This window comes from Streptomyces sp. NBC_00249, from assembly GCF_026342355.1.
Taxonomy (GTDB): Bacteria; Actinomycetota; Actinomycetes; order Streptomycetales; family Streptomycetaceae; genus Streptomyces.
In genome coordinates, this window is record NZ_JAPEMV010000005.1 from 312,166 (window position 1) to 334,173 (window position 22,008).

The window sequence follows — 22,008 nt, forward strand, 5'->3', positions numbered from 1 at the left end:
AGTAATATGACCATCCGTGACCAGTCATCTCATCCCTTCTGCCGAAGCCGCCGGCTCCGCCGCGCGCCCGGCACGCCCGCGCCGCCGTACGGTCGTCCTGGCCGCCGCCGCCACGGCCGCGCTCGCGCCGATCTCCGCCCTGGGCTCCTCGGCCGCCCACGCGGCGGAGGCGGCCCCCGCCTTCCTGCACGGCGTCGCCTCGGGCGACCCGCTGCCCGACGGGGTCCTGCTGTGGACCCGTGTCACCCCGGCTCCCGAGGCCGTACCGGGCTCAGGCCTCGGCCAGGCCACCGCCGTCGGCTGGGAGGTGGCCGAGGACAAGGCCTTCTCCCGTGTCGTGGCGAGCGGTTCGGTCACCTCCTCGACCGCCTCCGACCACACGGTCAAGGCGGACGTGCGCGGCCTGCGCCCGCAGACCCCGTACTGGTACCGGTTCACCGCCGGCTCCGCAGTCTCCCCCGTCGGGCGCACCCTGACCGCCCCGGCCACCGAGGCGGCCACGCCCGGGATCCGCTTCGGTGTGGTCTCCTGCGCCAACTGGGAGTCGGGGTACTTCTCGGCGTACCGGCACCTGGCCGCCCGTAGCGACCTGCACGCGGTCCTGCACCTGGGCGACTACATATACGAGTACCAGAGCGGGGGTTACCCGGAGGCGAAGTACGTCGTGCGCCAGCACGAGCCGAAGCACGAGATCGTCTCGCTGGCCGACTACCGCACCCGGCACGGCAAGTACAAGACGGACGCCGACCTCCAGTCCCTGCACGCGGCCCACCCGATCGTCGCGATCTGGGACGACCACGAGTTCGCGAACGACGCCTGGTCGGGCGGCGCCGAGAACCACACCCCGGACGCCGAGGGCGCGTGGGCGGCCCGCGCGGCCGCCGCCAAGCAGGCGTACTTCGAGTGGATGCCCGTCCGCACCTCGATCGCCGGCACCGTCTACCGCCGCCTGCGCTTCGGCACCCTCGCCGATCTGCACCTGCTGGACCTGCGGTCCTTCCGCTCGCAGCAGTCCAAGGTCGGCAACGGCGGGGTGGACGACCCGGAGCGCACCATCACCGGGCGCGCCCAGCTGGACTGGCTCAAGGCCGGGCTGGCGGGCTCGGACGCGACCTGGAAGCTGGTCGGCACCTCGGTGATGATCTCGCCGGTGGCCTTCGCCTCGCTGCCCGCGCACCTGCTGAAGCCGCTCGCCAAGCTGCTCGGCCTGCCCGAGGGCGGAATAGCGATCAATGTGGACCAGTGGGACGGGTACACGGACGATCGCAAGGAGCTCCTGGGCCACTTGAAGGACCGCAACGTCAAGAACACCGTGTTCCTGACCGGCGACATCCACATGGCGTGGGCGAACGAGGTCCCGGTGAACATGGCGACGTACCCGGGTTCGGGGACGGCGGCGACCGAGTTCGTGGTCACGTCGGTGACCTCCGACAACCTCGACGACATGCTGCACGTGCTGCCGGACACCGTCTCGCTGGTCGCGGAATCGGCCATCAAGGCGGCGAACTGGCACGTCAAGTGGCTGGACATGGACGCGCACGGCTACGGCGTGCTCGACGTGACGGCCGAGCGCTCGCAGATGGACTACTACGTCGTCTCGGACAAGCGGCGGCAGGACGCGACCGCCTCCTGGTCGCGCTCCTACCGCACTCTGACCGGCACGCAGAAGGTGGAACGGGCCGACCGTCCGGTTTACTGACAGTCCGTCAAATTTCCTGCGTGAAGGGGCCCCTGGTGCAGACCAGGGGCCCCTCCTGCATCATCGGCAACAAATCTTTAACCTACGAGTACTTGCCAATTGAATGACATGCACACGTAAGATTCCGGCCAGCGTGAGGAAATACCTCACCCCCCACCACGCTTCGCGAGGAGTCAACGTGCGCGCTGTTGCCCGCATATCCCCCCTTCTCCGCCGCCGCCTCATGGGCACGGCAGTCCTGGCGTCCACCCTGGCCTTCGCCCCCCTCACGGCGCCCGCCGGCGCCGCCGCCGCCTCCGCCAAGACCGGCGCCGAGGTCTGTGCCGAGGAGTCCTCCGGCGCGGCCAACGCCCGCGTCGCCCGCCCCAAGGACCAGCACGCGGCCGAGCCCAACGAGGTCAGCGAGGCCCAGGTCAAGGCCATGGACGCCGACCTGAAGAAGAAGCTCGGCGAGCTCCAGCTGTCCCCGCAGCGGACCGAGGGCGTCGCCGGCGCCGCCGCCGCGACCTCCATCCCGGTCTACGTGCACGTCATCCACTCCGGGACCACCGGCAAGCTGACGGCCACCCAGATCAACAGCCAGATCTCGGTCCTCAACGCCGCCTACGCGGGCCAGGGCACCGGCAACGTCGACTCCGGCTTCCAGTTCTCCCTGGCCGGTACCGACTACACCGACAATTCGGCCTGGTACAACGTCTCCGACGGCACCCAGGCCGAGAAGGACATGAAGAACACCCTGCGCAAGGGTGACAAGAACGCGCTGAACATCTACACCGCCAACCTCGGCGGCGGCCTGCTCGGCTGGGCGACCTTCCCCAGCTCCTACGCCTCGCAGCCCAAGATGGACGGCGTCGTCCTGCTCAACTCCTCGCTGCCCGGCGGCTCCGCCGCCAACTACAACGAGGGCGACACCGCCACCCACGAGGTCGGCCACTGGCTCGGCCTCTACCACACCTTCCAGGGCGGCTGCACGGGCAGCGGTGACTCCGTCGCCGACACCCCGGCCGAGAAGAGCGCGGCCTTCGAGTGCCCCACGGGCCGTGACTCCTGCGCCAGCAAGGCGGGCGTCGACCCGATCCACAACTTCATGGACTACACGTACGACTCCTGCATGTACCAGTTCACCGCCGGCCAGGTGTCGCGGATGAAGAGCATGTGGACGGCGTACCGCGCCTGATCCCGCACCACGCACCAGGGGCACGGCCCGGCGCTCTCCCGCCGGACCGTGCCCCTGCTGTTCTCCGCTGCTCTTCTCCCCGCCCTACAGGCTGTCGAGGAAGCCGAGCGCGGCCCGCCAGGTCTCCTCGGCGGCCTCCGCGTCGTAGTCGTCCAGGTCCGGGTCCGTGAAGATGTGCCCGGCGCCCGGGTAGCGGTGGACCTCCACGTCCGCCCCGGCCCGCCGCATCCGCAGGTACCAGGCGTTCAGCCAGTCGCCCGGCTCGAAGGGGTCCGGGTCCGCGATGTGCAGCTGCACCGGCAGCTCGTCGGCCGAGGCGTCCTCCTGGAGGTCCGCCGTACCGTGCAGGAGCAGCAGCCCGCGCGCCTTGTCGTCGGCCAGCGCCAGGTGCTGGGCGACGGAGCCGCCGAAGGAGAAGCCCGCGTAGACCAGGCCCTGGTCGGAGTGGGGCGCGGAGGCCAGGACGGCCCGCTTGAGCAGCTCGTCGCGGCCGGTCTCCTCCTGGAAGGCCATCCCCTCCTCGACCGTCGCGAACGTACGGCCCTCGAAGAGGTCGGGCACCTGCACCTGGTGCCCGGCCGCGCGCAGCCGGTCGGCCGCCGCGTGCACCGCGGGCCGCAGCCCGTACGTGGAGTGGAAGAGCATGATGTTCATCCCTCCATCGTGCCATTCGCCGAACAGAGGGATACGAGGGCTCCGCGCGGTTACGTTCTCCCGTATGGAGATGGAGAACGTCGTACGTCCCGTGGTGTTCGTCGTCGCCACACTGGTCATCACCCTGCTCGCCGGGTGGCTGCTCGACCTGCTGCTGCGCAAGGCGGACGCCCGGCACCGCGAAACCCCCCTGTGGGGCCGGCTGCGCCGCTGCGTACCGCCCTTCCGGCTGGTGCTGGCCACGGCCCTGCTGCAGAGCTCGCACCGGCAGGCCCGGATCCTGCCCGGCCACTCCGCCGGGGTGGGCCACGTCCTGACCCTGGTGATGATCGCCTCGACGTCCTGGCTGCTGGTGCGCATCGCCACGGCCATAGTGGACTCGGCGTACGCCCGCTATGCCGCCGCCTCCCCGGACGAGCCCCGGGTCCGCCGGGTCCGCACCCAGGTCGCCCTGATCCAGCGGGTGCTCACCGCCGTGGCGGTGGTGGTGGCCGTCGCCGCGATGCTGCTGACCTTCCCCGCCATGAGGGTGGCCGGGGCCTCGATGCTGGCCTCGGCGGGGGTTCTGGGCATCGTGGCCGGCATCGCCGCGCAGTCCTCCCTCGGGAACCTCTTCGCCGGACTCCAGATCGCCTTCGGCGACACCGTCCGCATCGGGGACACCGTGGTCGTCGACAAGGAGTGGGGCACCGTCGAGGAGATCACCCTGACCTTCCTCGTGGTCCGCACCTGGGACGAACGCCGCATCACGATGCCCGTGTCGTACTTCACCAGCAAGCCCTACGAGAACTGGTCGCGCGGCGGGGCCGAGATGACCGGCACCGTCTTCTGGCACCTGGACCACTCGGCGCCCGTCGCCCTCATGCGGGACAAGCTCGACGAGCTGCTCAAGGACATCCCCGAATGGGACGGCCGCAGCGGCTCCCTGGCCGTCACCGACACCACCCCCAACACCATCGTGGTCCGGGCCGTGGTCACCGCGAAGAACGCCGACGAGGTGTTCACCCTGCGCTGCGCGGTGCGCGAGCAGCTGATCGTCTGGCTGTCCGCGCAACACCCGTACGCCTTCCCCCGCGTCACCACCTCGGAGACCGACCCCCGTCCGTGAGCGCACGCGGGCGGTACGGGGCCACGTACGTGGCTACGGGCTGCGCAGGCTGCGGACGTCCAGGTGGCGCAGGACCCGGTCCACGATCTCCGGGTCGGCCCCCGGCTCGCTGCGCGCCGCCAGCACCTCGTGCCGGGCCGCCGACATCATCTCCCGCTGGATCCGCTGGACGTCGCGGATCCGCTCCACCCGCTGGGCGTACGCCTCGCGCCGTTCCTCGTCCACCATCTCGGGGCTGATGCGGGCCCCCACGTCGTACGCCCGCCGGTAGAGGGTCTCCACCAGGTCCTCGGGGAGGTCCTCGACCTGCTCGATCTCCTTGAGGCGTCGCTTGGCGGCCTTCGCGGCCCGCACCGCCAGCTGCCGTTCGGTCTCGCGCCCGGCGTCGGCGTCCGCCTCCACCCCCAGCCGCCGCACCAGCCACGGCAGTGTCAGGCCCTGGCACACCAGGGTCGCCATGATCACGGCGAAGGCGATGAAGATGATCTCGTCCCGCGCGGGGAAGGGCTCACCGGCGTCCGTCCGCAGCGGGACGGCCAGCGCCAGCGCCACCGAGGCCACCCCGCGCATCCCGGCCCACCACATCACCACGCTCTCCCGCCAGCTCAGCGGGATCTCCTCGTCGTAGTCGCGCCGCCGGTGCAGCCGCTGCGCCAGCCAGCCCGCCGGCAGCAGCCACACCAGCCGTACGACGACCACCACCGCGACCACCACCGCCGCCCAGCCCGCCATCTCCCAGGCCCGCCCCTCGGCCACGCCGAAGACGTTGTGCAGTTCGAGCCCGATCAGCCCGAAGGCCACACCGGTGACCAGGGTGTCGACGACCTCCCAGAACGTGTGCCCGGCGAGGCGGCCCAGCACGTCGTCGGCGTCGGTGGCGTACTCGGCGAGGAACAGGGCCGTCGTCAGCACGGCCAGCACCCCCGACCCGAGCAGCTCCTCCGCGAGCACGTACGCCACGAACGGCACCAGCAGCGTCAGCCCGATCTGGAGGGTGGCGTCGCCGAGCCGCCCCATCAGCCGGCTCGCGGCCCAGCCGAGCGCGAGCCCGACGGCCACCGCGACCACGGCGGACAGCACGAACTCCCCGAGCGCGTCCGGCCAGGAGAAGCTGCCGCTCACGGCGGCGGCGACGGCCACGTGGTAGAGCACGATGGCGGTGACGTCGTTGAACAGCCCCTCGCCCTCCAGGATGGACACCATCCGGCGCGGCAGCCCCAGCTGTCCGGCGACGGCCGTGGCGGCCACGGGGTCGGGCGGGGCGACGAGCGCGCCGAGCGCGACGGCCGCGGCCACGGGCAGCCCGGGGACGACGGCGTGCGCGACGGCGGCGACGGCGGCGGTCGTCACGAACACCAGGGCCACCGCGAGCAGCAGGATCGGCCGGACATTGGCGGCGAACTGCCGCCAGGAGGTCCGCTGTACGGAGGCGTAGAGCAGCGGGGGCAGCACCAGCGGCAGGATGTACTCGGGCGGCACGTCGACGTTCGGCACGGCCGGCACCAGCGCCAGCGCCACACCGCCGATGGTCATCAGCACGGGCGCCGGCAGCCCGAGCCGGTCCCCGAGCGGAACGGTCACCACGGCCCCGAGCAACAGCACGAACAGCAGAGCAAGCTGATCCACTCCCCCACCCTGCCAGCCCGCTGCGCCAGGCCGTCCCCTGACGCGCCCCTCGGCACCGCCGACGCGGCTCAAGACCTGGGGCTCCGCCCCAGACCCCGCGCCTCAAACGCCGGCGGGGCTGGATCTACCCAGCCCCGCCGGCGTTTGAGGCGCGGGCGCGGAGCGCCGTGTAGTGAGCCGCGCCGGCGTTTGAGGCGGGAACGGTGGAAGGGCGGGCAGGGGACCAGCCCCGCGCAGCGGCACACACCCGCAGACGGCAGACGGGCGCCAGCCACCGGGACCGGCGGCGCGTCAGAAGGCGCTACTACTGGCTCTCGGCCCGGATCACGTCCAGCGCGTGCTGAAGGTCCGCCGGGTAGGTGCTCTCGAACTCCACCCACTGCCCATCGCCCGGGTGCTCGAAGCCGAGCCGCACCGCGTGCAGCCACTGCCGGGTCAGCCCGAGCCGCTTGGCGACGGTCGGGTCGGCGCCGTAGGTGAGGTCGCCGACACAGGGATGGCGGTGCGCGGACATGTGCACGCGGATCTGGTGCGTGCGCCCCGTCTCCAGCTTGATGTCCAGCAGCGACGCCGCGCGGAAGGCCTCGATGAGGTCGTAGTGGGTGACGGAGGCCTTGCCCTCCTGCGTCACGGCCCACTTGTAGTCGGCGCTGGGGTGGCGGCCGATCGGCGCGTCGATGGTGCCGCTCATCGGGTCCGGGTGGCCCTGCACCAGCGCGTGGTAGCGCTTGTCGACGACCCGCTCGCGGAACTGGTTCTTCAGCGAGGTGTAGGCGCGCTCGGACTTGGCCACGGCCATCAGGCCGGAGGTGCCGACGTCGAGGCGGTGCACGATGCCCTGGCGCTCGGACGCGCCGGAGGTGGAGATCCGGTAGCCGGCGGCGGCGAGGCCGCCGATGACGGTGGTGCCGGTCCAGCCGGGGCTGGGGTGGGCGGCGACGCCGACCGGCTTCATGATGACCACGATGTCGTCGTCGTCGTGGACGATCTCCATGCCGGGCACGGGCTCGGCGACGAGCTCGACCGGGCGCGGCGGGGCGGGCATCTCGACTTCGAGCCAGGCGCCGCCGTGCACGCGTTCCGACTTGCCGACGACGCTGCCGTCGACCGAGACCTTCCCCTCCGATGCCAGCTCGGCCGCCTTCGTCCGGGAAAAACCGAACATACGGGCGATTGCGGCGTCGACCCGCTCGCCTTCGAGGCCATCGGGAACGGGCAGGGTGCGGATCTCGGGAATCGTACTCACCCGTCGAGTATGCAGGACTCGACCGCCGACGATTCCCGCGATCAGTGCGCGATCAGTCCTTGTGGACGGTGCCGTCCGGGTCCAGGCCCTTGAAAGAGAGCAGGACGATCAGGATGCCGCCGCACACGATCGCCGAGTCGGCCAGGTTGAACACCGCGAAGTGGGCGGGCGCGATGAAGTCGACGACCGCCCCCCGGAAAACGCCCGGAGAACGGAAGATCCGGTCGGTCAGATTGCCCAGCGCCCCGCCCAGCAGCAGGCCGAGCGCGATCGCCCACGGCAGGCTGTACAGCTTGCGGGCCAGCCGCACGATCACCACGATCACGGTGGCCGCGATGCAGGTGAAGATGATCGTGAAGGCCTCGCCGAAGCCGAAGGCGGCGCCGGGATTGCGGACCGCCTCGAACTTCAGCAGGTCACCGATGATCTCGATCGGCGGCTGGTGCTCCAGCTTCGCCACGACGACCATCTTGCTGCCGAGGTCGAGCAGGTACGCGAGTACCGCCACCACCAGCAGCGCGGCGATCCGCCGGTGCCCCCTGGGCGCGGCCGGCTCCGACTGGGGCTCGGCGTCGTCCCCGACCTCCGGCGTACCGATGATGCGCTCCGCCTCTGCCACGTGAGTCCCTCGAACTATCTTCGAACCAGCTTGCCGACGATCAGCCCAGCCAGGTTCGAACCCTGACGAGACACGACGAGAGTACGTCAGGGTCCGCACATCCCGCCTAGGGCCTGTCGTCAAACTCCCGTCTGCCCCTCGACGCCTGGCACGCGCTCTCGCCGCACCGGGCGAAAGACCGAGTACGTCCGGTACGCGGGCTTCCGCCCGGCACGCCGAGAGCACGCACCAGACGCCGCGGGGCCGCCTTCCGGGCGACGACGCGAGTTCGACGACAGGCCCTAGTGCCTCCGCTCCTGCTTCTGCTTGCAGTCCACGCAGAGCGTCGCCCGGGGGAAGGCCTGCATCCGCGCCTTGCCGATGGGCTGGCCGCAGTTCTCGCAGAGGCCGTACGTGCCCGCCTCCAGCCGTTCCAGGGCGCGCTCGGTCTGCTCCAGCATCGAGGTCGCGTTCGCCGCCAGGGCGAGCTCGGACTCCCGGGTGATGTTCTTGGTGCCGGTGTCGGCCTGGTCGTCGCCCGCGCCGTCGCCCGAGTCCCGCATCAGGCCGGTGATGGCCACCTCGGACGCGTCGAGCTCGGCGCGCAGCCGCAGCACCTCGGACAGCAGCTCCGTACGGGCCTCCTCGACCTCCGTCTCCGTCCAGGGGTCCTCCCCCGGACGGACGGCGAGCTCCCCGGGGGGCGTGGCCTGGGCGCCCCGCGCCTTGGGGAGCCCGCCGCCGGCCGACGCCGTCTTCCTGGCCGTACCCGCAGTCTTCTTGGCAACCACTTTCCGAGCTCCCGTCTTCCGCGCGGCCGGGGCCGCCCCCTCGGCCCCGGCCGCCTCGGCCGCTGCCTTGCTCGTGGTGCTCTTCACGGCCGCCGCCGTCCCGTCGGCCGCCGCGACCTTCTTCGCAGCGGCCTTCACGGCCTTCTTCGCCGGGGCCTTCTTCGCCGCCGGGGTCCGCTCGGCCGCCGCGGCCTTCTTCGCCGCCGCCTTCTTGGCCGGAGCAGCCCGTTTGGCGGCAGGCGTGGAGCCTGGCACAGCAGCCACCTCCTGCGTCGCCGTCTTCTTCGCCACCATGGCCGCGGCCCCTTTTCACATACTGTGATCTTGTTCGCGAATCGTGCCGGAACGATAAATCGGCGCCGACCCGACGGCAACGGGGCACGCGTCCAGCGAGGTCAACCTGCATCCGTTGTGCCCAGCGGGAAGCCCGGTAATCCGCCCCACCCGCCCCAGTGGATCCAGGAGGGAACGATCAGACCATTCGGGTCATATGGGAACGCCCTCCGCGCCCCGGCCCCGTCGGCGTAAACCGGTCTGCCGTCCCGCGCCCCGGCCCGTACACTGGGCGCAGCGAGAGGCATGGATGGGGACGAGTAGCGTCGGACGCAGCCAGGAGCGACCCGGGGACGGTGAGAGCCCGGGGGCGAGCGCGATGCGAAGGATCACCCCGGAGCCGCCGGAAGAAAGCCCGTACGGATCCCCGTAGGGCCTGTAGAACCGGCTTCGCACCCCAATGAGGGGGCCGTCCGGCACGTCCGGGGGGCCAAGGAGGGTGGTACCGCGGGAGCAGTCAGTGCTCTCGTCCCTCCGGACGGAAGTGACACCCCGCCGGAGGAAGAGTTCAGCCTCATGACCACACCGCCGCAGTACCGCCCGGTCCCCGCCCAGGTCGACCTGCCTGCCCTGGAGCACGCAGTCCTCGACTTCTGGCGCGAGAGCAAGACCTTCGCCAAGACGCTGGAGCAGTCCGAGGGCCGCCCCGAATGGGTCTTCTACGAGGGCCCGCCGACCGCGAACGGCATGCCCGGCGCGCACCACATCGAGGCCCGCGTCTTCAAGGACGTCTTCCCCCGCTTCCGCACCATGCGCGGCTACCACGTGGCCCGCAAGGCCGGCTGGGACTGCCACGGCCTGCCCGTCGAGCTCGCCGTCGAGAAGGAGCTCGGCTTCAACGGCAAGCAGGACATCGAGGCGTACGGCATCGCCGAGTTCAACGCCAAGTGCCGCGAGTCCGTGACCCGCCACACCGACGCGTTCACCGAGCTCACGACCCGCATGGGCTACTGGGTCGACCTGGACGACGCCTACCGCACCATGGACCCCGAGTACGTCGAGTCCGTGTGGTGGTCGCTGAAGGAGATCTTCAACAAGGGCCTGCTCACCCAGGACCACCGCGTCGCCCCCTGGTGCCCGCGCTGCGGCACCGGCCTCTCGGACCACGAGCTGGCGCAGGGCTACGAGACGGTCGTGGACCCCTCGGTCTACGTCCGCTTCCCGCTGACGAGCGGCCCCCTCGCGGGCGAGGCCGCCCTCCTGGTGTGGACGACGACCCCCTGGACCCTGGTCTCCAACACCGCCGTCGCCGCGCACCCCGAGGTCACCTACGTCGTCGCCACGAACGGCGAGGAACAGCTGGTCGTCGCCCAGCCGCTGCTGGAGAAGTCCCTCGGCGAGGGCTGGGAGGCCACCGGCCAGACCTTCACGGGCAAGGAGATGGAGCGCTGGACGTACCAGCGCCCCTTCGAGCTGGTGGAATTCCCCGAGCCGGCCCACTACGTCGTGAACGCCGAGTACGTCACGACCGAGGACGGTACGGGTCTGGTCCACCAGTCCCCCGCCTTCGGCGCCGACGACCTCGCGGTCTGCCGCGCGTACGGCCTGCCCGTCGTGAACCCGGTCCGCCCCGACGGCACCTTCGAGGAGGACGTCCCGCTGGTCGGCGGCGTGTTCTTCAAGAAGGCCGACGAGAAGCTGACCGCCGACCTCGACGCGCGCGGCCTGCTCTTCAAGCACATCGCCTACGAGCACAGCTACCCGCACTGCTGGCGCTGCCACACGGCGCTGCTCTACTACGCGCAGCCGTCCTGGTACATCCGCACCACCGCCGTCAAGGACGCGATGCTGCGGGAGAACGAGAAGACGAACTGGTTCCCGGACTCGGTCAAGCAGGGCCGCTTCGGCGACTGGCTGAACAACAACATCGACTGGGCGCTGTCCCGCAACCGCTACTGGGGCACCCCGCTGCCGATCTGGCGCTGCGAGGAGAACCACCTCACCTGCGTCGGCTCCCGCGCCGAGCTGAGCGAGCTGTCCGGGCAGGACCAGTCCGCCCTGGACCCGCACCGCCCGTACATCGACGACATCACCTTCACCTGCACGCACGAGGGCTGCTCCCTGACCTCGGTCCGCGTGCCGGAGGTCATCGACGCCTGGTACGACTCGGGCTCGATGCCGTTCGCGCAGTGGGGCTACCCGTACAAGAACAAGGAGATCTTCGAGAAGCGCTACCCGGCGCAGTTCATCTCGGAGGCCATCGACCAGACGCGCGGCTGGTTCTACACCCTGATGGCGGTCGGCACCCTCGTCTTCGACAAGTCCTCCTACGAGAACGTGGTCTGCCTGGGCCACATCCTCGCCGAGGACGGCCGCAAGATGTCCAAGCACCTGGGCAACATCCTCCAGCCGATCCCGCTCATGGACCAGCACGGCGCGGACGCGGTGCGCTGGTTCATGGCGGCCGGCGGTTCCCCGTGGGCGGCGCGGCGCGTCGGCCACGGCACGATCCAGGAGGTGGTCCGCAAGACCCTCCTCACGTACTGGAACACGGTGGCCTTCCAGGCCCTGTACGCCCGTACGGCGAACTGGGCCCCGTCGGCCTCGGACCCGGCCCCGGCCGACCGCACGGTCCTCGACCGCTGGCTGCTGTCCGAGCTCCACACCCTCGTCACCGAGGTCACGGACGCGATGGAGGCGTACGACACCCAGCGCGCCGGCAAGCTCCTGTCCTCCTTCGTCGACGACCTGTCGAACTGGTACGTGCGCCGCTCGCGCCGCCGGTTCTGGCAGGGCGACGCGGCCGCGCTGCGCACCCTGCACGAGGTCGTGGAGACGGTCACCCGCCTGATGGCCCCCCTCACCCCCTTCATCACGGAGCGGGTCTGGCAGGACATGATCGTCCCGGTCACCCCGGAGGCCCCGGAGTCGGTGCACCTGTCCACGTGGCCGGTCCCGGACCCCGCCCTGATCGACCCGGCCCTGTCCCAGCAGATGCTGCTGGTACGCCGCCTCGTGGAGCTGGGCCGCGCGACCCGCGCGGAATCCGGGGTCAAGACCCGCCAGCCGCTCTCGCGGGCGCTGGTCGGGGCGGTCGGCTTCGACGCCCTCTCCCCGGAGCTCCAGGCGCAGATCACGGAGGAGCTGAACGTCTCCTCCCTGGCCTCCCTGTCGGAGGTCGGCGGGTCCCTGGTGGACACGACGGCGAAGGCGAACTTCCGTGCGCTGGGCAAGCGCTTCGGCAAGGGCGTCCAGGACGTGGCGAAGGCGGTGGCCGCGGCCGACGCGGCGGCGCTGTCCCTGGCCCTGCGCTCCGGCGAGGCGTCCGTGGAGGTGAACGGCGAGCCGGTCACCCTCACCCCGGAGGAGGTCATCATCACGGAGACCCCGCGCGAGGGCTGGTCGGTGGCGTCCGACTCCGGCGCGACGGTCGCCCTGGACCTGGAGATCACCCCGGAGCTGCGGCTCGCGGGCCTGGCCCGTGACGCGATCCGCCTGATCCAGGAGGCCCGCAAGAACTCCGGCCTGGACGTCGCGGACCGCATCGCCCTGCGGTGGTCCTCGGCGGACCCGGAGGTCGTGACGGCCCTGACGGACCACGCGGCCCTGATCGCGGACGAGGTCCTGTCCACGGACTTCGCCTCCGGCGAGGCCGACGCGACCTACGGCGACCCCTTCACGGACGAGCCCCTGTCCCTGACCTTCCGCCTCCGCAAGGCATAACCCCCGGCCCAGCGGCCCGTACCCCTCCCTCCGAGGGGGGTACGGGCCGCTTTGCTTTCTCCCCGCCCCACCCTTCCTCCGTTCCCGCCTCAATCGCCGGCGCGGCTCAAGACACGGCGCTCCGCGCCCGCGCCTCAAACGCCGGCGAGGCTGAAACGGCTACGCCGGCCACATCCAGCCCCGCCGGCGTTTGAGGCGCGGGGTCTGGGGCGGAGCCCCAGGGAACGGTGGAAGGGCGGGTAGGGGAACGGGCCCGCGCAGCGGCACGCACCGGTACCACCCGGGTACGGGAACGGGCCGGGCCCGGGTTCCCAAAGGAACCCGGGCCCGGCCCGTAAGACTGCCGACAGACGCGGCGGCGGCGCTTAGTTGTCGTCCTCGTCGATCAGAAAGCCCCGCATGGGAGACGGCGCCTGCTGCATCGGCTGCGGAGCAACCGGCCGCACCGGAGCCATCGGCTGCGTCATCGCCGGGGACATCTGCTGCTGGCCGCCGTAGGACGGGCCACCGTTCATCGGGGAGGGACCACCCATCGGGGACGGGCCGCCCATGGACGGACCCCCCATGGAGTGCCCCATCGCACCGGCGGGCGCCATCGACGGGGACGGCGACGGCGGCAGCGCCGGGCCGGAGGGCCCGCGCGGCGGCGCCAGGGAGTCGTCGGCCTGGGTCTCCAGCTGGCGCAGCTGCGACTCCAGGTAGGACTTCAGTCGCGTACGGTACTCGCGCTCGAAGCCCCGCAGGTCCTCGACCTTGCGCTCCAGCGTGGCGCGGGCGGACTCCAGGGAGCCCATCGCGACGCGGTGCTTCTCCTGCGCGTCCCGCTCCAGCGCGTCGGCCTTGGCGCGGGCGTCCCGCTCCAGGCCCTCGGCGCGGCTGCGCGCCTCGCCGACGATCTTGTTGGCCTCGGAACGGGCCTCCGCGATCGCCTGGTCGGCGGTCTGCTGCGCGAGCGACAGGACGCGGGCGGCGCTGTCGCCACCGGGGCCCTGCTGCGGGAGCTGCGGCTGGCCCATCTGCTGCATCTGCTGACCCATGGGCTGCATCTGCTGGCCCATCGGCTGCATCTGCTGCCCCATGGGCTGGCCGAGCGGGTTCTGGCCACCCATCGACTGCTGCTGCTGCATGGGCTGCATCTGCTGGCCCATCTGCTGCTGCATCGGGTTCTGGCCACCCATGGACTGCTGGCCGCCCATGGACTGCTGCTGCATGGGGTTGCCCATCGGGCCCGGACCCTGAGGTCCGTGTCCGCCGGGGCCCGGGGGCAGCTGCGGCTGGCCGCCCGGCAGCTGCGGCGGGCCCATCTGCGGCTGCTGCTGCTGCGGCGGGCCGGATATGGCCGCCGGCACGGGGGCACCCGGGCCGCGCTGGTCCTGGGGCTCGGGCTTGCGCATGTTCTGCTGCTGCTGCTGCTGGTTCTGCGCGGCGGCACGCGTCGCGGCGGCCAGCTTGGCGCGCAGGTCCTCGTTCTCGCGCAGCAGGCGCGTCAGTTCGGACTCGACCTCGTCGAGGAAGGCGTCGACCTCGTCCTCGTCATAGCCTTCTCGCAGGCGGACGGTCGTGAACTGCTTGTTCCGCACGTCCTCGGGAGTCAGCGGCATGTCTTCTTCACCTCTACGTAGTCGTCGGCAGTCGGCAAGACCGTATCGGGACTGTCCCCGCGCCTGCGGGGAAGCTCGTCGTTCACACGCTGCTCGCAGCGACGGCGACGAGCTTGATCAGGATGTAAACGATGATCATCAGAACGAAGAAGGACAGGTCGAGTGCCACGCCCCCGAGACGCAACGGCGGAATGAATCGCCGAAGAAGCTTGAGCGGTGGATCGGTGACAGTGTAGGTGGCCTCCAGAACGACCACCATCGCCTTGCCGGGTGCCCATGAACGTGCGAACTGGAACACGTAGTCCATGACCAGTCGGAAGATCAGCACGATGGAGAAGCACACCAGCGCGATGTAGACCACTTGCAGTGCGACGCCCATCCCGCGCTTCCCTCTCCCCTGCTTCCGCTCTGTTCCCGGTCCCGTATCTGACGGATCGGTCTAGCTTTGGTTGAAGAACCCGCCCTCCGCGATGCGGGCCTTGTCCTCCGCCGTGACATCGACGTTAGCAGGCGACAGCAGGAACACCTTCTGTGTCACGCGTTCAATACTGCCGTGCAGGCCGAAGACGAGGCCGGCGGCGAAGTCCACGAGACGCTTCGCGTCCGTGTCGTCCATCTCCGTGAGATTCATGATCACCGGAGTGCCCTCACGGAAGTGTTCCCCGATGGTACGGGCCTCGTTGTAGGTCCGGGGGTGCAGCGTCGTGATGCGGTACGGCTCCCGCTCGGAGACGACCTTGGGCATGATCACGGGGGCGTTCTTCTCCAGGTTGGTGCGGTCAGGTGTGATGGATGCCACGGGGGCAATTCGCGCGGGACGTCCGTTTTCTGACGGAATTGGGAGGGGCTCCCGCTGCGCCGGAGGCTGAGTGATTCGTACCGGTTCGTCCGATACGGGCGATTGGTGCACGGGCTGCTGCCGGCGCTCCCGCTCCCGCGGACGCTCCGGTTCCGGCTCGGGCTCGAACTCGTCATCGGGGTCGTACCCCGGGTTGTCGTACCGGTCGTCCTCCACGAGGCCGAGGTAGACCGCCATCTTGCGCATCGCGCCGGCCATTCTCCGAGTCCTCCGCTCTGTGGTGGATCGCCCTGTCGCAGGTGTCGCTGTGTCAGTCAGCCAGTTAGCTGTGTCACCAAAGTCACCAACTGCCCGCGATCCACGTGGTCTGTCCGCTCATCTGCGGAAATGACCATATTTTCTGCTGTGGTCCGACTTTCTTCGCGACGTTACCCGAGCCGGGGTCTCGCGCCGAGTACCGCAGTGCCGACGCGTACATGTGTCGCACCCGCCAGCACGGCCTGTTCCAGGTCCGCGCTCATTCCGGCCGAGACCATCGTGGCAGCCGGATGGTCCGCGCGCAGGCCGGATGACAATTCCATCAGCCGCTCGAAGGCAGCCTGTTCGCGTCCCGCGTAGGGGCCGGACAGCGGAGCCACCGTCATGAGGCCGTCGATCCGCAGCCCCGGCGCGGCGGCCAGGAGGTCCGCCAACTCCGGCAGCAGATCGGGGGCCGCGCCGCCGCGGCTCCCGCGCTCCCCCGACTCCGCGTCGAGGGCGATCTGCACGAGGCAGCCGATCTCGCGGCCCTGGCTCTCCGCGGCCGCCGACAGTGCGGTGACGAGCTTCGGCCGGTCGACCGACTGCACCACCTGCGCGTATCCCGCCACGGAACGGACTTTGTTCGTCTGCAACTGGCCCACGAAGTGCCAGCTGAGCGGCAGATCCGCGCAGGCCGCGGCCTTGGGGGCGGCATCCTGGTCGCGGTTTTCCGCAACATGACGGACACCCAGGTCCGCCAGCAGTCGTACGTCGCTCGCCGGGTAGGTCTTGGTGACCACGATCAGGGCCACCTCCTCCCGCCGGCGGCCGGCGGCCGCGCAGGCGGACGAGATACGTTCCTCCACCCGCGCGAGGTTCTCGGCGAGCTCCGACTTACGCTCTGTCATTCCCTAGTCCAACCAGACATATCCGGCGAGCCGCCCGGTCACCCGGTCGCGGCGGTACGAGAAGTGGTCCCGCGACTCCAGTGTGCAGACCGGGGAGCGGTGACCGTTCACCACCCCCGCCTCCGCCAACTGCGCGTGCACCCCGGCGACCACGTCGACGGCGGGTGTCCCCCAGCTGGTCTCGGCCCACGCGGCCGGCACCACCTCGGCGACCGCCTCCCGCATCTGCGCCGGCACCTCGTAGCAGTGCCCGCAGACGGCCGGTCCGGTACGGGCGACCATGCGCGCGGGGTCCGCGCCCAGGGCCACCATCGCCTCGACGGCGGCCGGCACCACCCCGGCGACCAGCCCCGGCCGCCCGGCGTGGGCGGCTCCGGCGATCCCGGCGACGGGGTCGGCCAGCAGGACCGGTGTGCAGTCGGCGGTGAGGACCGCGAGGGCGAGCCCCCGACGGGCGGTCACCACCGCGTCCACCGCCGGGATCTCCTGGCCCGGCCCCCAGGGACCGTCCACCACCGCGACGTCACGGCCGTGGACCTGGTTCATCCAGACGACCAGGTCCGGGTCGATGCCCAGCTGCCCGGCCGCGGCGGCCCGGTTCGCGCGAACGGCGGCCGGGTCGTCTCCGACCGCGCCGCCGAGATTGAGCTCCTCGTACGGAACGGCGCTCACTCCGCCCCACCTGTCGGTGAAGGCGAAATGGGCGCCGTTCTCGATGTGCTGCCCCAGTGTCACTTCAAGAAGTCCGGGACATCCAGTTCCTCGGCCGGGCTGTCCTGGTACGGCCGGGCCGTCGGGACCTGCGGCGCGGGAGCCGCGGCCTCGACCGGGATCTCCACCGGAGCCGGGGGCTCCTCACGCGGGGTGACCGTGCCGAGTCCGCCGAAAGCCGGGCGTACCGGCTCGGGGGCGCGGACGGGTGCCGGGGCCGGCTCCTCGCGCTTGGTGGACGCTGCACCGATGACGTTGTCCCGGCGGGCCGGGGGCTGTCCGCCGTCGAAGCCGGCCGCGATCACGGTGACGCGTACCTCGTCGCCGAGCGCGTCGTCGATGACGGCGCCGAAGATGATGTTCGCCTCGGGGTGCGCGGCCTCGCTGACCAGCTGCGCGGCCTCGTTGATCTCGAAGAGACCGAGGTCCGAGCCGCCGGAGATGGAGAGCAGCACGCCGCGCGCGCCGTCGATGGAGGCCTCCAGCAGCGGCGAGGAGATCGCCATCTCGGCCGCGGCCACCGCGCGGTCGTCGCCGCGGGCCGAGCCGATGCCCATCAGGGCCGAGCCGGCCTCGGACATCACGGACTTGACGTCGGCGAAGTCGAGGTTGATCAGACCCGGGGTGGTGATGAGGTCGGTGATGCCCTGGACGCCCGACAGCAGGACCTGGTCGGCCGACTTGAAGGCGTCGAGGACGCTGACCTGGCGGTCCGAGATGGACAGCAGCCGGTCGTTGGGGATGACGATGAGGGTGTCGACCTCTTCGCGGAGCTCGGCGATGCCGTCCTCCGCCTGGTTCGCGCGACGCCGGCCCTCGAAGGTGAACGGCCGGGTGACCACACCGATCGTCAGGGCGCCGAGCGAGCGCGCGATGTTGGCGACTACGGGTGCGCCACCGGTACCGGTGCCGCCGCCCTCACCGGCGGTGACGAAGACCATGTCGGCCCCCTTGAGGACCTCCTCGATCTCCTCGCGGTGGTCCTCTGCCGCCTTGCGACCGACGGCCGGGTTGGCTCCGGCGCCGAGGCCCCGGGTGAGTTCCCGGCCGACGTCGAGCTTGACGTCGGCGTCGCTCATCAACAGCGCCTGGGCGTCCGTGTTGATGGCGATGAACTCGACGCCCTTGAGACCGACCTCGATCATTCGGTTGATGGCATTGACACCACCGCCGCCGACACCGATGACCTTGATGACTGCGAGGTAGTTCTGCGGTGCTGCCACGTCGAAGGCCTCTCGCCTCGAGTTACGTGTCGCCGCCTCGCGGGCCTGCGTTGCGACGACTGATGCCGAAAGTGGGACGGTCCGTACGCGCCGACCCGAACCCTCACCCTGAAGTTTAGGGTTAGGGGTGTGTCTGTTCCTTGGACTCTTCCGAACAGGACACTAAGTCGACAAGTAGCGCGTGTTCAACGAACACGCCGAACCTCCCGTTTTTCTTTTCACCCTATGTGATCACCCGTATCGGTGGCCAACCAGGGTGCGTCGGTGTTGGACCCGACGTCAACTCCCGGACACCGCAGGGGCGGTGGGAACGCTCACGTCGAAGTGGTCGGCCTTGGGCGCGGCCTTGAGCAGAGCGGTCAGCGCCCGCCCCTTCGCCTCACCCAGTTCGCCGCTCCCCCACACCACCGTCCGGCCCTTCGTGAGCTCCAGAACGACCGAATCGTAGGACCGCACCTTGACCTGCACGGTCTCCTTGGCCACGGCCTCGGGAAGGGCTCCGGCGATGCCGACGGCCTCGCGCAGCAGCCGCTGCGCGTCGAAGCGGCGGGCGCTGGGCGAGCCCTCCGCGGCCATGTCGAGGAGCGGGACTCCGGCCGGCGCCTGTCGCACCGTGTCGAATCGCACACCCGACGCGTCCACTTCGACGAACTCCGCGTCCTTCTTGATGAGCAGGACGGGTTTGCGTTCCGTCACTTTCAGCCCGATCGTGTGCGGCCAGGACCGCACGACGTCGACCGAATCGATGCGGGGCAGCCGCCTGCGCAGCCGGTCCGCGATCTCGTCGGTGTCGACGCCCACCAGGGGTGCGCCGACGGGCACGGCCGCGGCGGTGAGGACCTGCTCGGGGGTGAGCACCCCGGTGCCGGAGGTCGTGACCTTCTCGACGCGGAGCCAGGAGGAGCCGTAGAGCACCCAGGTGCCGCCGCCGGCGAGGAGCACGGCGGCGGCCAGGGAGGCCAGTACGGGGACCCGGCGCGATCTTCCGCCACCGGGGCCCCGCGGGCCGGACCTCTTCGACGACTTGGGGGGCCCGGGCGGCTCGGTGGAGCCTGCGCCCTTGCCGCCCCGGCCCGCCCGGCCGGACGTGCCGCGCCGCGCCGTCGTCGCTCCGGCCACTCCTGTGCCTCCTGGGTCAGCGGTTACCGCGGGCCGCGATCGCCTCGTAGACCAGGCCGACGAGCAGGTCGTCGGCGTCCCGGCGGCCGAACTCGGAGGCGGCGCGGGACATCTCGTACAGGCGGTGCGGGTCGGACAGCACCGGCAGGACCTGGCCGAGGACCCACTCGGGGGTCAGCTCCGCGTCGTCGACGAGCAGGCCACCGCCGGCCTTGACCACCGGCTGGGCGTTGAGCCGCTGTTCGCCGTTGCCGATGGGCAGCGGTACGTAGGCGGCCGGCAGTCCGACGGCGGAGAGTTCGGCGACGGTCATCGCGCCCGCGCGGCACAGCATCATGTCGGCGGCGGCGTACGCGAGGTCCATCCGGTCCACGTACGGTACCGGCACATACGGCGGCATCCCGGGCATGTTGTCGACACGCGGCAGTTCGTTCTTCGGGCCGACCGCGTGCAGGATCTGGATCCCGGAGCGCTGGAGGACCGGAGCGACCTGCTGGATGACCTCGTTGAGGCGGCGGGCGCCCTGCGAGCCGCCGGAGACCAGCAGCGTCGGCAGGTTGGGGTCCAGGCCGAAGGCGGCGCGCGCCTCGGGGCGGACGGCGGCCCGGTCCAGGGTGGAGATGGACCGGCGCAGCGGGATGCCCACGTAGCGGGCGCCGCGCAGCTTGCTGTCCGGGGTGGACACCGCGACCGCGTGCGCGTAGCGGGAGCCGATCTTGTTGGCCAGTCCGGGCCGGGCGTTGGCCTCGTGAACGATGATCGGCACCCCGAGCCGCTTGGCGGCGAGGTAGCCGGGCAGCGCCACGTAGCCGCCGAAGCCGACGACGCAGTCGGCCTTGGTCCGCGTGAGGATCTCCTCCGCGGCCTTGATCGTGCCGCGCAGCCGTCCGGGGACGGTGATCAGCTCGGGCGTGGGCTTGCGGGGCAGCGGTACGGCGGGGATGAGACCCAGCTCGTAGCCGCGCTCCGGGACCAGCCGTGTTTCCAGTCCGCGTTCGGTACCGAGGGCGGTGATGCCCACGGTCGGGTCCTGCCTGCGCAGGGCGTCCGCGAGGGCGAGCGCCGGCTCGATGTGGCCGGCGGTCCCCCCACCGGCGAGTACGACATGCACCGAAATTCACCGCTCTCCGGACGGACGCTTCTTGACGCGCCGTCTCATCGACTTCCATATCGGCCCGCTCCGCTTCCAGCCGGACCTCGGCTGACGCATCGCGAGCGCCGCTCGCGCCGCCGGCTCCTCCCGCGCGAAGGCGATGAGCAGTCCGACCGCGAACATGGTCGGCAGCAGGGCGGACCCTCCGTAGGAGAACAGCGGGAGGGGGACCCCTGCGATCGGCAGCAGACCGAGCACCGCACCGATGTTGATCACGGCCTGTGCCGTGATCCAGGTTGTCACGCCTCCCGCGGCATACCGTACGAAGGAGTCCTCCGTGCGTCCGGCCACGCGGATACCCGCATAGCCTAGAGCCGCGAACAGGGCGAGCACCGACAGCGTCCCCGCCAGCCCCAGTTCCTCACCTGTGATGGCAAAGATGAAGTCCGTGTGGGCTTCGGGCAGTTGCCCCCATTTTTCCACACTGGCACCCAGGCCGGATCCGAACCATCCGCCGGAGGCCAGGGCATAGATTCCGTGGACGGCCTGCCAGCAAAGGTCGTTCTTGCCCGGTTCTGTCGCTCCGAGGCAGGCGAGCCGGTCCATACGGTGCGGGCTGGTCTTGATCAGTAGTGCGACGATCACACCAGCGAAGGCCAGCACGCCCACGAACATCCTCGTCGGTGCGCCCGCCAGCCACAACAGCCCGAACAGAACCGCTCCGAGGATCATCGCGGTGCCCATGTCCCCGCCGAGCATGATGAGCCCGAGCAGCAGGAAGGCCACTGGCACCAGCGGCACCAGAAGGTGCTTCCACTGGCTCAGCAGCCCCTTGTCGCCCTTGCGGGCCAGCAGGTCGGCGCCCCACAGGATCAGCGCCAGTTTGCCGAACTCACTGGGCTGGAGCATGAACGGACCACCAAGGGAGATCCAATTCTGGTTGCCGTTGATCGAGACCCCTATCCCGGGGACCTGGACCAGGACCATCAGGAACAGGGTGCCGGCGAGCACGGGGTAGGACAGCGCCCGGTGCAGTTTGACGGGCATGCGGGAGGCGGCGAGGAGCAGGACGGTGCCGATCAGGGCGGCCAGGAACTGCTTCTTGAAGAAGTACGCGTCGCCCAGGCCGAGCTGGAGCGCCTTGATCATGGAGGCCGAGTAGACCATCACGAGGCCGAGCACGGTGATGAGCAGGGAGCTGCCGAAGATCAGGTAGTACGCGGTGAGGGGGCGGTCCCAGGCCTTGCGCAACTGCCGCTGCGTGCGCCGCAGCCGCTCCAGCGGCCCGCGCCGGGCGGGCCGCCGGGGGCCGGGGGCGGGGCGCAGCCGGCCCCGTGGCTTCACTGCGGACGGCCGCCTCCCCGGCAGCACTTGCTTCGCCGGCATCTGTGATCTTCCCCTCCACTCGTGCGAGGGCGA

The 22,008-nt window shown here is 70.8% G+C and carries 18 protein-coding genes; 4 read left to right on the plus strand and 14 right to left on the minus strand.

Annotated features, from left to right (window positions below; translation table 11 throughout):
* Positions 1 to 16: 16 nt before the first annotated feature.
* Both OOK31_RS23205 and OOK31_RS23210 read left to right on the plus strand, forming a co-directional pair.
* Positions 17 to 1,699, plus strand: coding sequence for an alkaline phosphatase (locus tag OOK31_RS23205; RefSeq protein ID WP_267089228.1), 1,683 nt, complete (start codon positions 17 to 19; stop codon positions 1,697 to 1,699).
* 223 nt (positions 1,700 to 1,922) lie between these two features.
* Entirely contained in the window at positions 1,923 to 2,876 is a 954-nt protein-coding gene (locus tag OOK31_RS23210; RefSeq protein WP_267089512.1) for a zinc metalloprotease, read from the plus strand.
* 84 nt (positions 2,877 to 2,960) lie between these two features.
* On the opposite strand, the gene OOK31_RS23215 is transcribed toward OOK31_RS23210, so the two are convergent.
* Entirely contained in the window at positions 2,961 to 3,530 is a 570-nt protein-coding gene (locus OOK31_RS23215; RefSeq protein ID WP_267089229.1) for a dienelactone hydrolase family protein, read from the minus strand.
* 70 nt (positions 3,531 to 3,600) lie between these two features.
* On the opposite strand from OOK31_RS23215, the gene OOK31_RS23220 reads away from it, so the two are divergent.
* Complete coding sequence (locus OOK31_RS23220) at positions 3,601 to 4,638, plus strand: mechanosensitive ion channel family protein (protein ID WP_267089513.1); 1,038 nt, start codon at positions 3,601 to 3,603, stop codon at positions 4,636 to 4,638.
* Positions 4,639 to 4,671: 33 nt separating this feature from the next.
* Here OOK31_RS23220 and OOK31_RS23225 read toward each other — a convergent pair whose 3' ends face one another.
* From OOK31_RS23225 to OOK31_RS23240, 4 genes are all read right to left on the minus strand, one after another.
* Positions 4,672 to 6,264, minus strand: coding sequence for a Na+/H+ antiporter (locus OOK31_RS23225; protein ID WP_267089230.1), 1,593 nt, complete (start codon positions 6,262 to 6,264; stop codon positions 4,672 to 4,674).
* A 304-nt stretch (positions 6,265 to 6,568) separates the two neighbouring features.
* Positions 6,569 to 7,510, minus strand: coding sequence for an RluA family pseudouridine synthase (locus tag OOK31_RS23230; RefSeq protein WP_267089231.1), 942 nt, complete (start codon positions 7,508 to 7,510; stop codon positions 6,569 to 6,571).
* Between the two features lie 52 nt (positions 7,511 to 7,562).
* Entirely contained in the window at positions 7,563 to 8,129 is a 567-nt protein-coding gene (gene lspA, locus OOK31_RS23235; RefSeq protein ID WP_267089232.1) for a signal peptidase II, read from the minus strand.
* Between the two features lie 281 nt (positions 8,130 to 8,410).
* On the minus strand, positions 8,411 to 9,193 hold the full coding sequence (locus tag OOK31_RS23240; protein ID WP_267089233.1) for a TraR/DksA family transcriptional regulator: 783 nt from the start codon (positions 9,191 to 9,193) through the stop codon (positions 8,411 to 8,413).
* 555 nt (positions 9,194 to 9,748) lie between these two features.
* On the opposite strand from OOK31_RS23240, the gene ileS reads away from it, so the two are divergent.
* Positions 9,749 to 12,895: an isoleucine--tRNA ligase gene (ileS, locus tag OOK31_RS23245; protein ID WP_267089234.1), complete on the plus strand. Its 3,147-nt coding sequence runs from the start codon at positions 9,749 to 9,751 to the stop codon at positions 12,893 to 12,895.
* A 365-nt stretch (positions 12,896 to 13,260) separates the two neighbouring features.
* Here ileS and OOK31_RS23250 read toward each other — a convergent pair whose 3' ends face one another.
* The 9 genes from OOK31_RS23250 to ftsW form a co-directional block, all read right to left on the minus strand.
* Positions 13,261 to 14,496 (minus strand): DivIVA domain-containing protein, encoded by a 1,236-nt coding sequence (locus tag OOK31_RS23250; protein WP_267089235.1) that lies wholly within the window; start codon positions 14,494 to 14,496, stop codon positions 13,261 to 13,263.
* 82 nt (positions 14,497 to 14,578) lie between these two features.
* A complete protein-coding gene (locus tag OOK31_RS23255; protein ID WP_267089236.1) occupies positions 14,579 to 14,875 on the minus strand; it encodes a YggT family protein in 297 nt (98 codons plus the stop codon).
* 60 nt (positions 14,876 to 14,935) lie between these two features.
* Positions 14,936 to 15,553: a cell division protein SepF gene (locus tag OOK31_RS23260; protein ID WP_267089237.1), complete on the minus strand. Its 618-nt coding sequence runs from the start codon at positions 15,551 to 15,553 to the stop codon at positions 14,936 to 14,938.
* A 170-nt stretch (positions 15,554 to 15,723) separates the two neighbouring features.
* Positions 15,724 to 16,443, minus strand: coding sequence for a YggS family pyridoxal phosphate-dependent enzyme (locus tag OOK31_RS23265; RefSeq protein WP_267089238.1), 720 nt, complete (start codon positions 16,441 to 16,443; stop codon positions 15,724 to 15,726).
* A gap of 3 nt (positions 16,444 to 16,446) precedes the next feature.
* On the minus strand, positions 16,447 to 17,178 hold the full coding sequence (pgeF, locus tag OOK31_RS23270; protein ID WP_267089239.1) for a peptidoglycan editing factor PgeF: 732 nt from the start codon (positions 17,176 to 17,178) through the stop codon (positions 16,447 to 16,449).
* Complete coding sequence (ftsZ, locus tag OOK31_RS23275) at positions 17,175 to 18,377, minus strand: cell division protein FtsZ (protein ID WP_267089240.1); 1,203 nt, start codon at positions 18,375 to 18,377, stop codon at positions 17,175 to 17,177. The genes pgeF and ftsZ overlap by 4 nt, the downstream gene beginning before the upstream one ends.
* A gap of 279 nt (positions 18,378 to 18,656) precedes the next feature.
* Positions 18,657 to 19,496 carry an FtsQ-type POTRA domain-containing protein gene (locus OOK31_RS23280; protein WP_323188243.1) on the minus strand — a complete coding sequence of 280 codons (840 nt, stop codon included), beginning with the start codon at positions 19,494 to 19,496 and terminating at the stop codon, positions 18,657 to 18,659.
* A 16-nt stretch (positions 19,497 to 19,512) separates the two neighbouring features.
* Positions 19,513 to 20,607 (minus strand): undecaprenyldiphospho-muramoylpentapeptide beta-N-acetylglucosaminyltransferase, encoded by a 1,095-nt coding sequence (murG, locus tag OOK31_RS23285; RefSeq protein WP_267089241.1) that lies wholly within the window; start codon positions 20,605 to 20,607, stop codon positions 19,513 to 19,515.
* Between the two features lie 6 nt (positions 20,608 to 20,613).
* On the minus strand, positions 20,614 to 21,975 hold the full coding sequence (ftsW, locus tag OOK31_RS23290) for a putative lipid II flippase FtsW (protein WP_267089242.1): 1,362 nt from the start codon (positions 21,973 to 21,975) through the stop codon (positions 20,614 to 20,616).
* Positions 21,976 to 22,008 lie beyond the last annotated feature (33 nt).

Coding starts and splice junctions, on each gene's coding strand:
- OOK31_RS23210 (WP_267089512.1), top strand. CDS start 1,923: ATGGGCACGGCAGTCCTGGCGTCCACCCTGGCCTTCGCCCCCCTCACG.
- OOK31_RS23215 (WP_267089229.1), bottom strand. CDS start 3,530: ATGAACATCATGCTCTTCCACTCCACGTACGGGCTGCGGCCCGCGGTG.
- OOK31_RS23220 (WP_267089513.1), top strand. CDS start 3,601: ATGGAGAACGTCGTACGTCCCGTGGTGTTCGTCGTCGCCACACTGGTC.
- OOK31_RS23240 (WP_267089233.1), bottom strand. CDS start 9,193: ATGGTGGCGAAGAAGACGGCGACGCAGGAGGTGGCTGCTGTGCCAGGC.
- ileS (WP_267089234.1), top strand. CDS start 9,749: ATGACCACACCGCCGCAGTACCGCCCGGTCCCCGCCCAGGTCGACCTG.
- OOK31_RS23250 (WP_267089235.1), bottom strand. CDS start 14,496: ATGCCGCTGACTCCCGAGGACGTGCGGAACAAGCAGTTCACGACCGTC.
- OOK31_RS23255 (WP_267089236.1), bottom strand. CDS start 14,875: ATGGGCGTCGCACTGCAAGTGGTCTACATCGCGCTGGTGTGCTTCTCC.
- OOK31_RS23260 (WP_267089237.1), bottom strand. CDS start 15,553: ATGGCCGGCGCGATGCGCAAGATGGCGGTCTACCTCGGCCTCGTGGAG.
- OOK31_RS23265 (WP_267089238.1), bottom strand. CDS start 16,443: ATGACAGAGCGTAAGTCGGAGCTCGCCGAGAACCTCGCGCGGGTGGAG.
- ftsW (WP_267089242.1), bottom strand. CDS start 21,975: ATGCCGGCGAAGCAAGTGCTGCCGGGGAGGCGGCCGTCCGCAGTGAAG.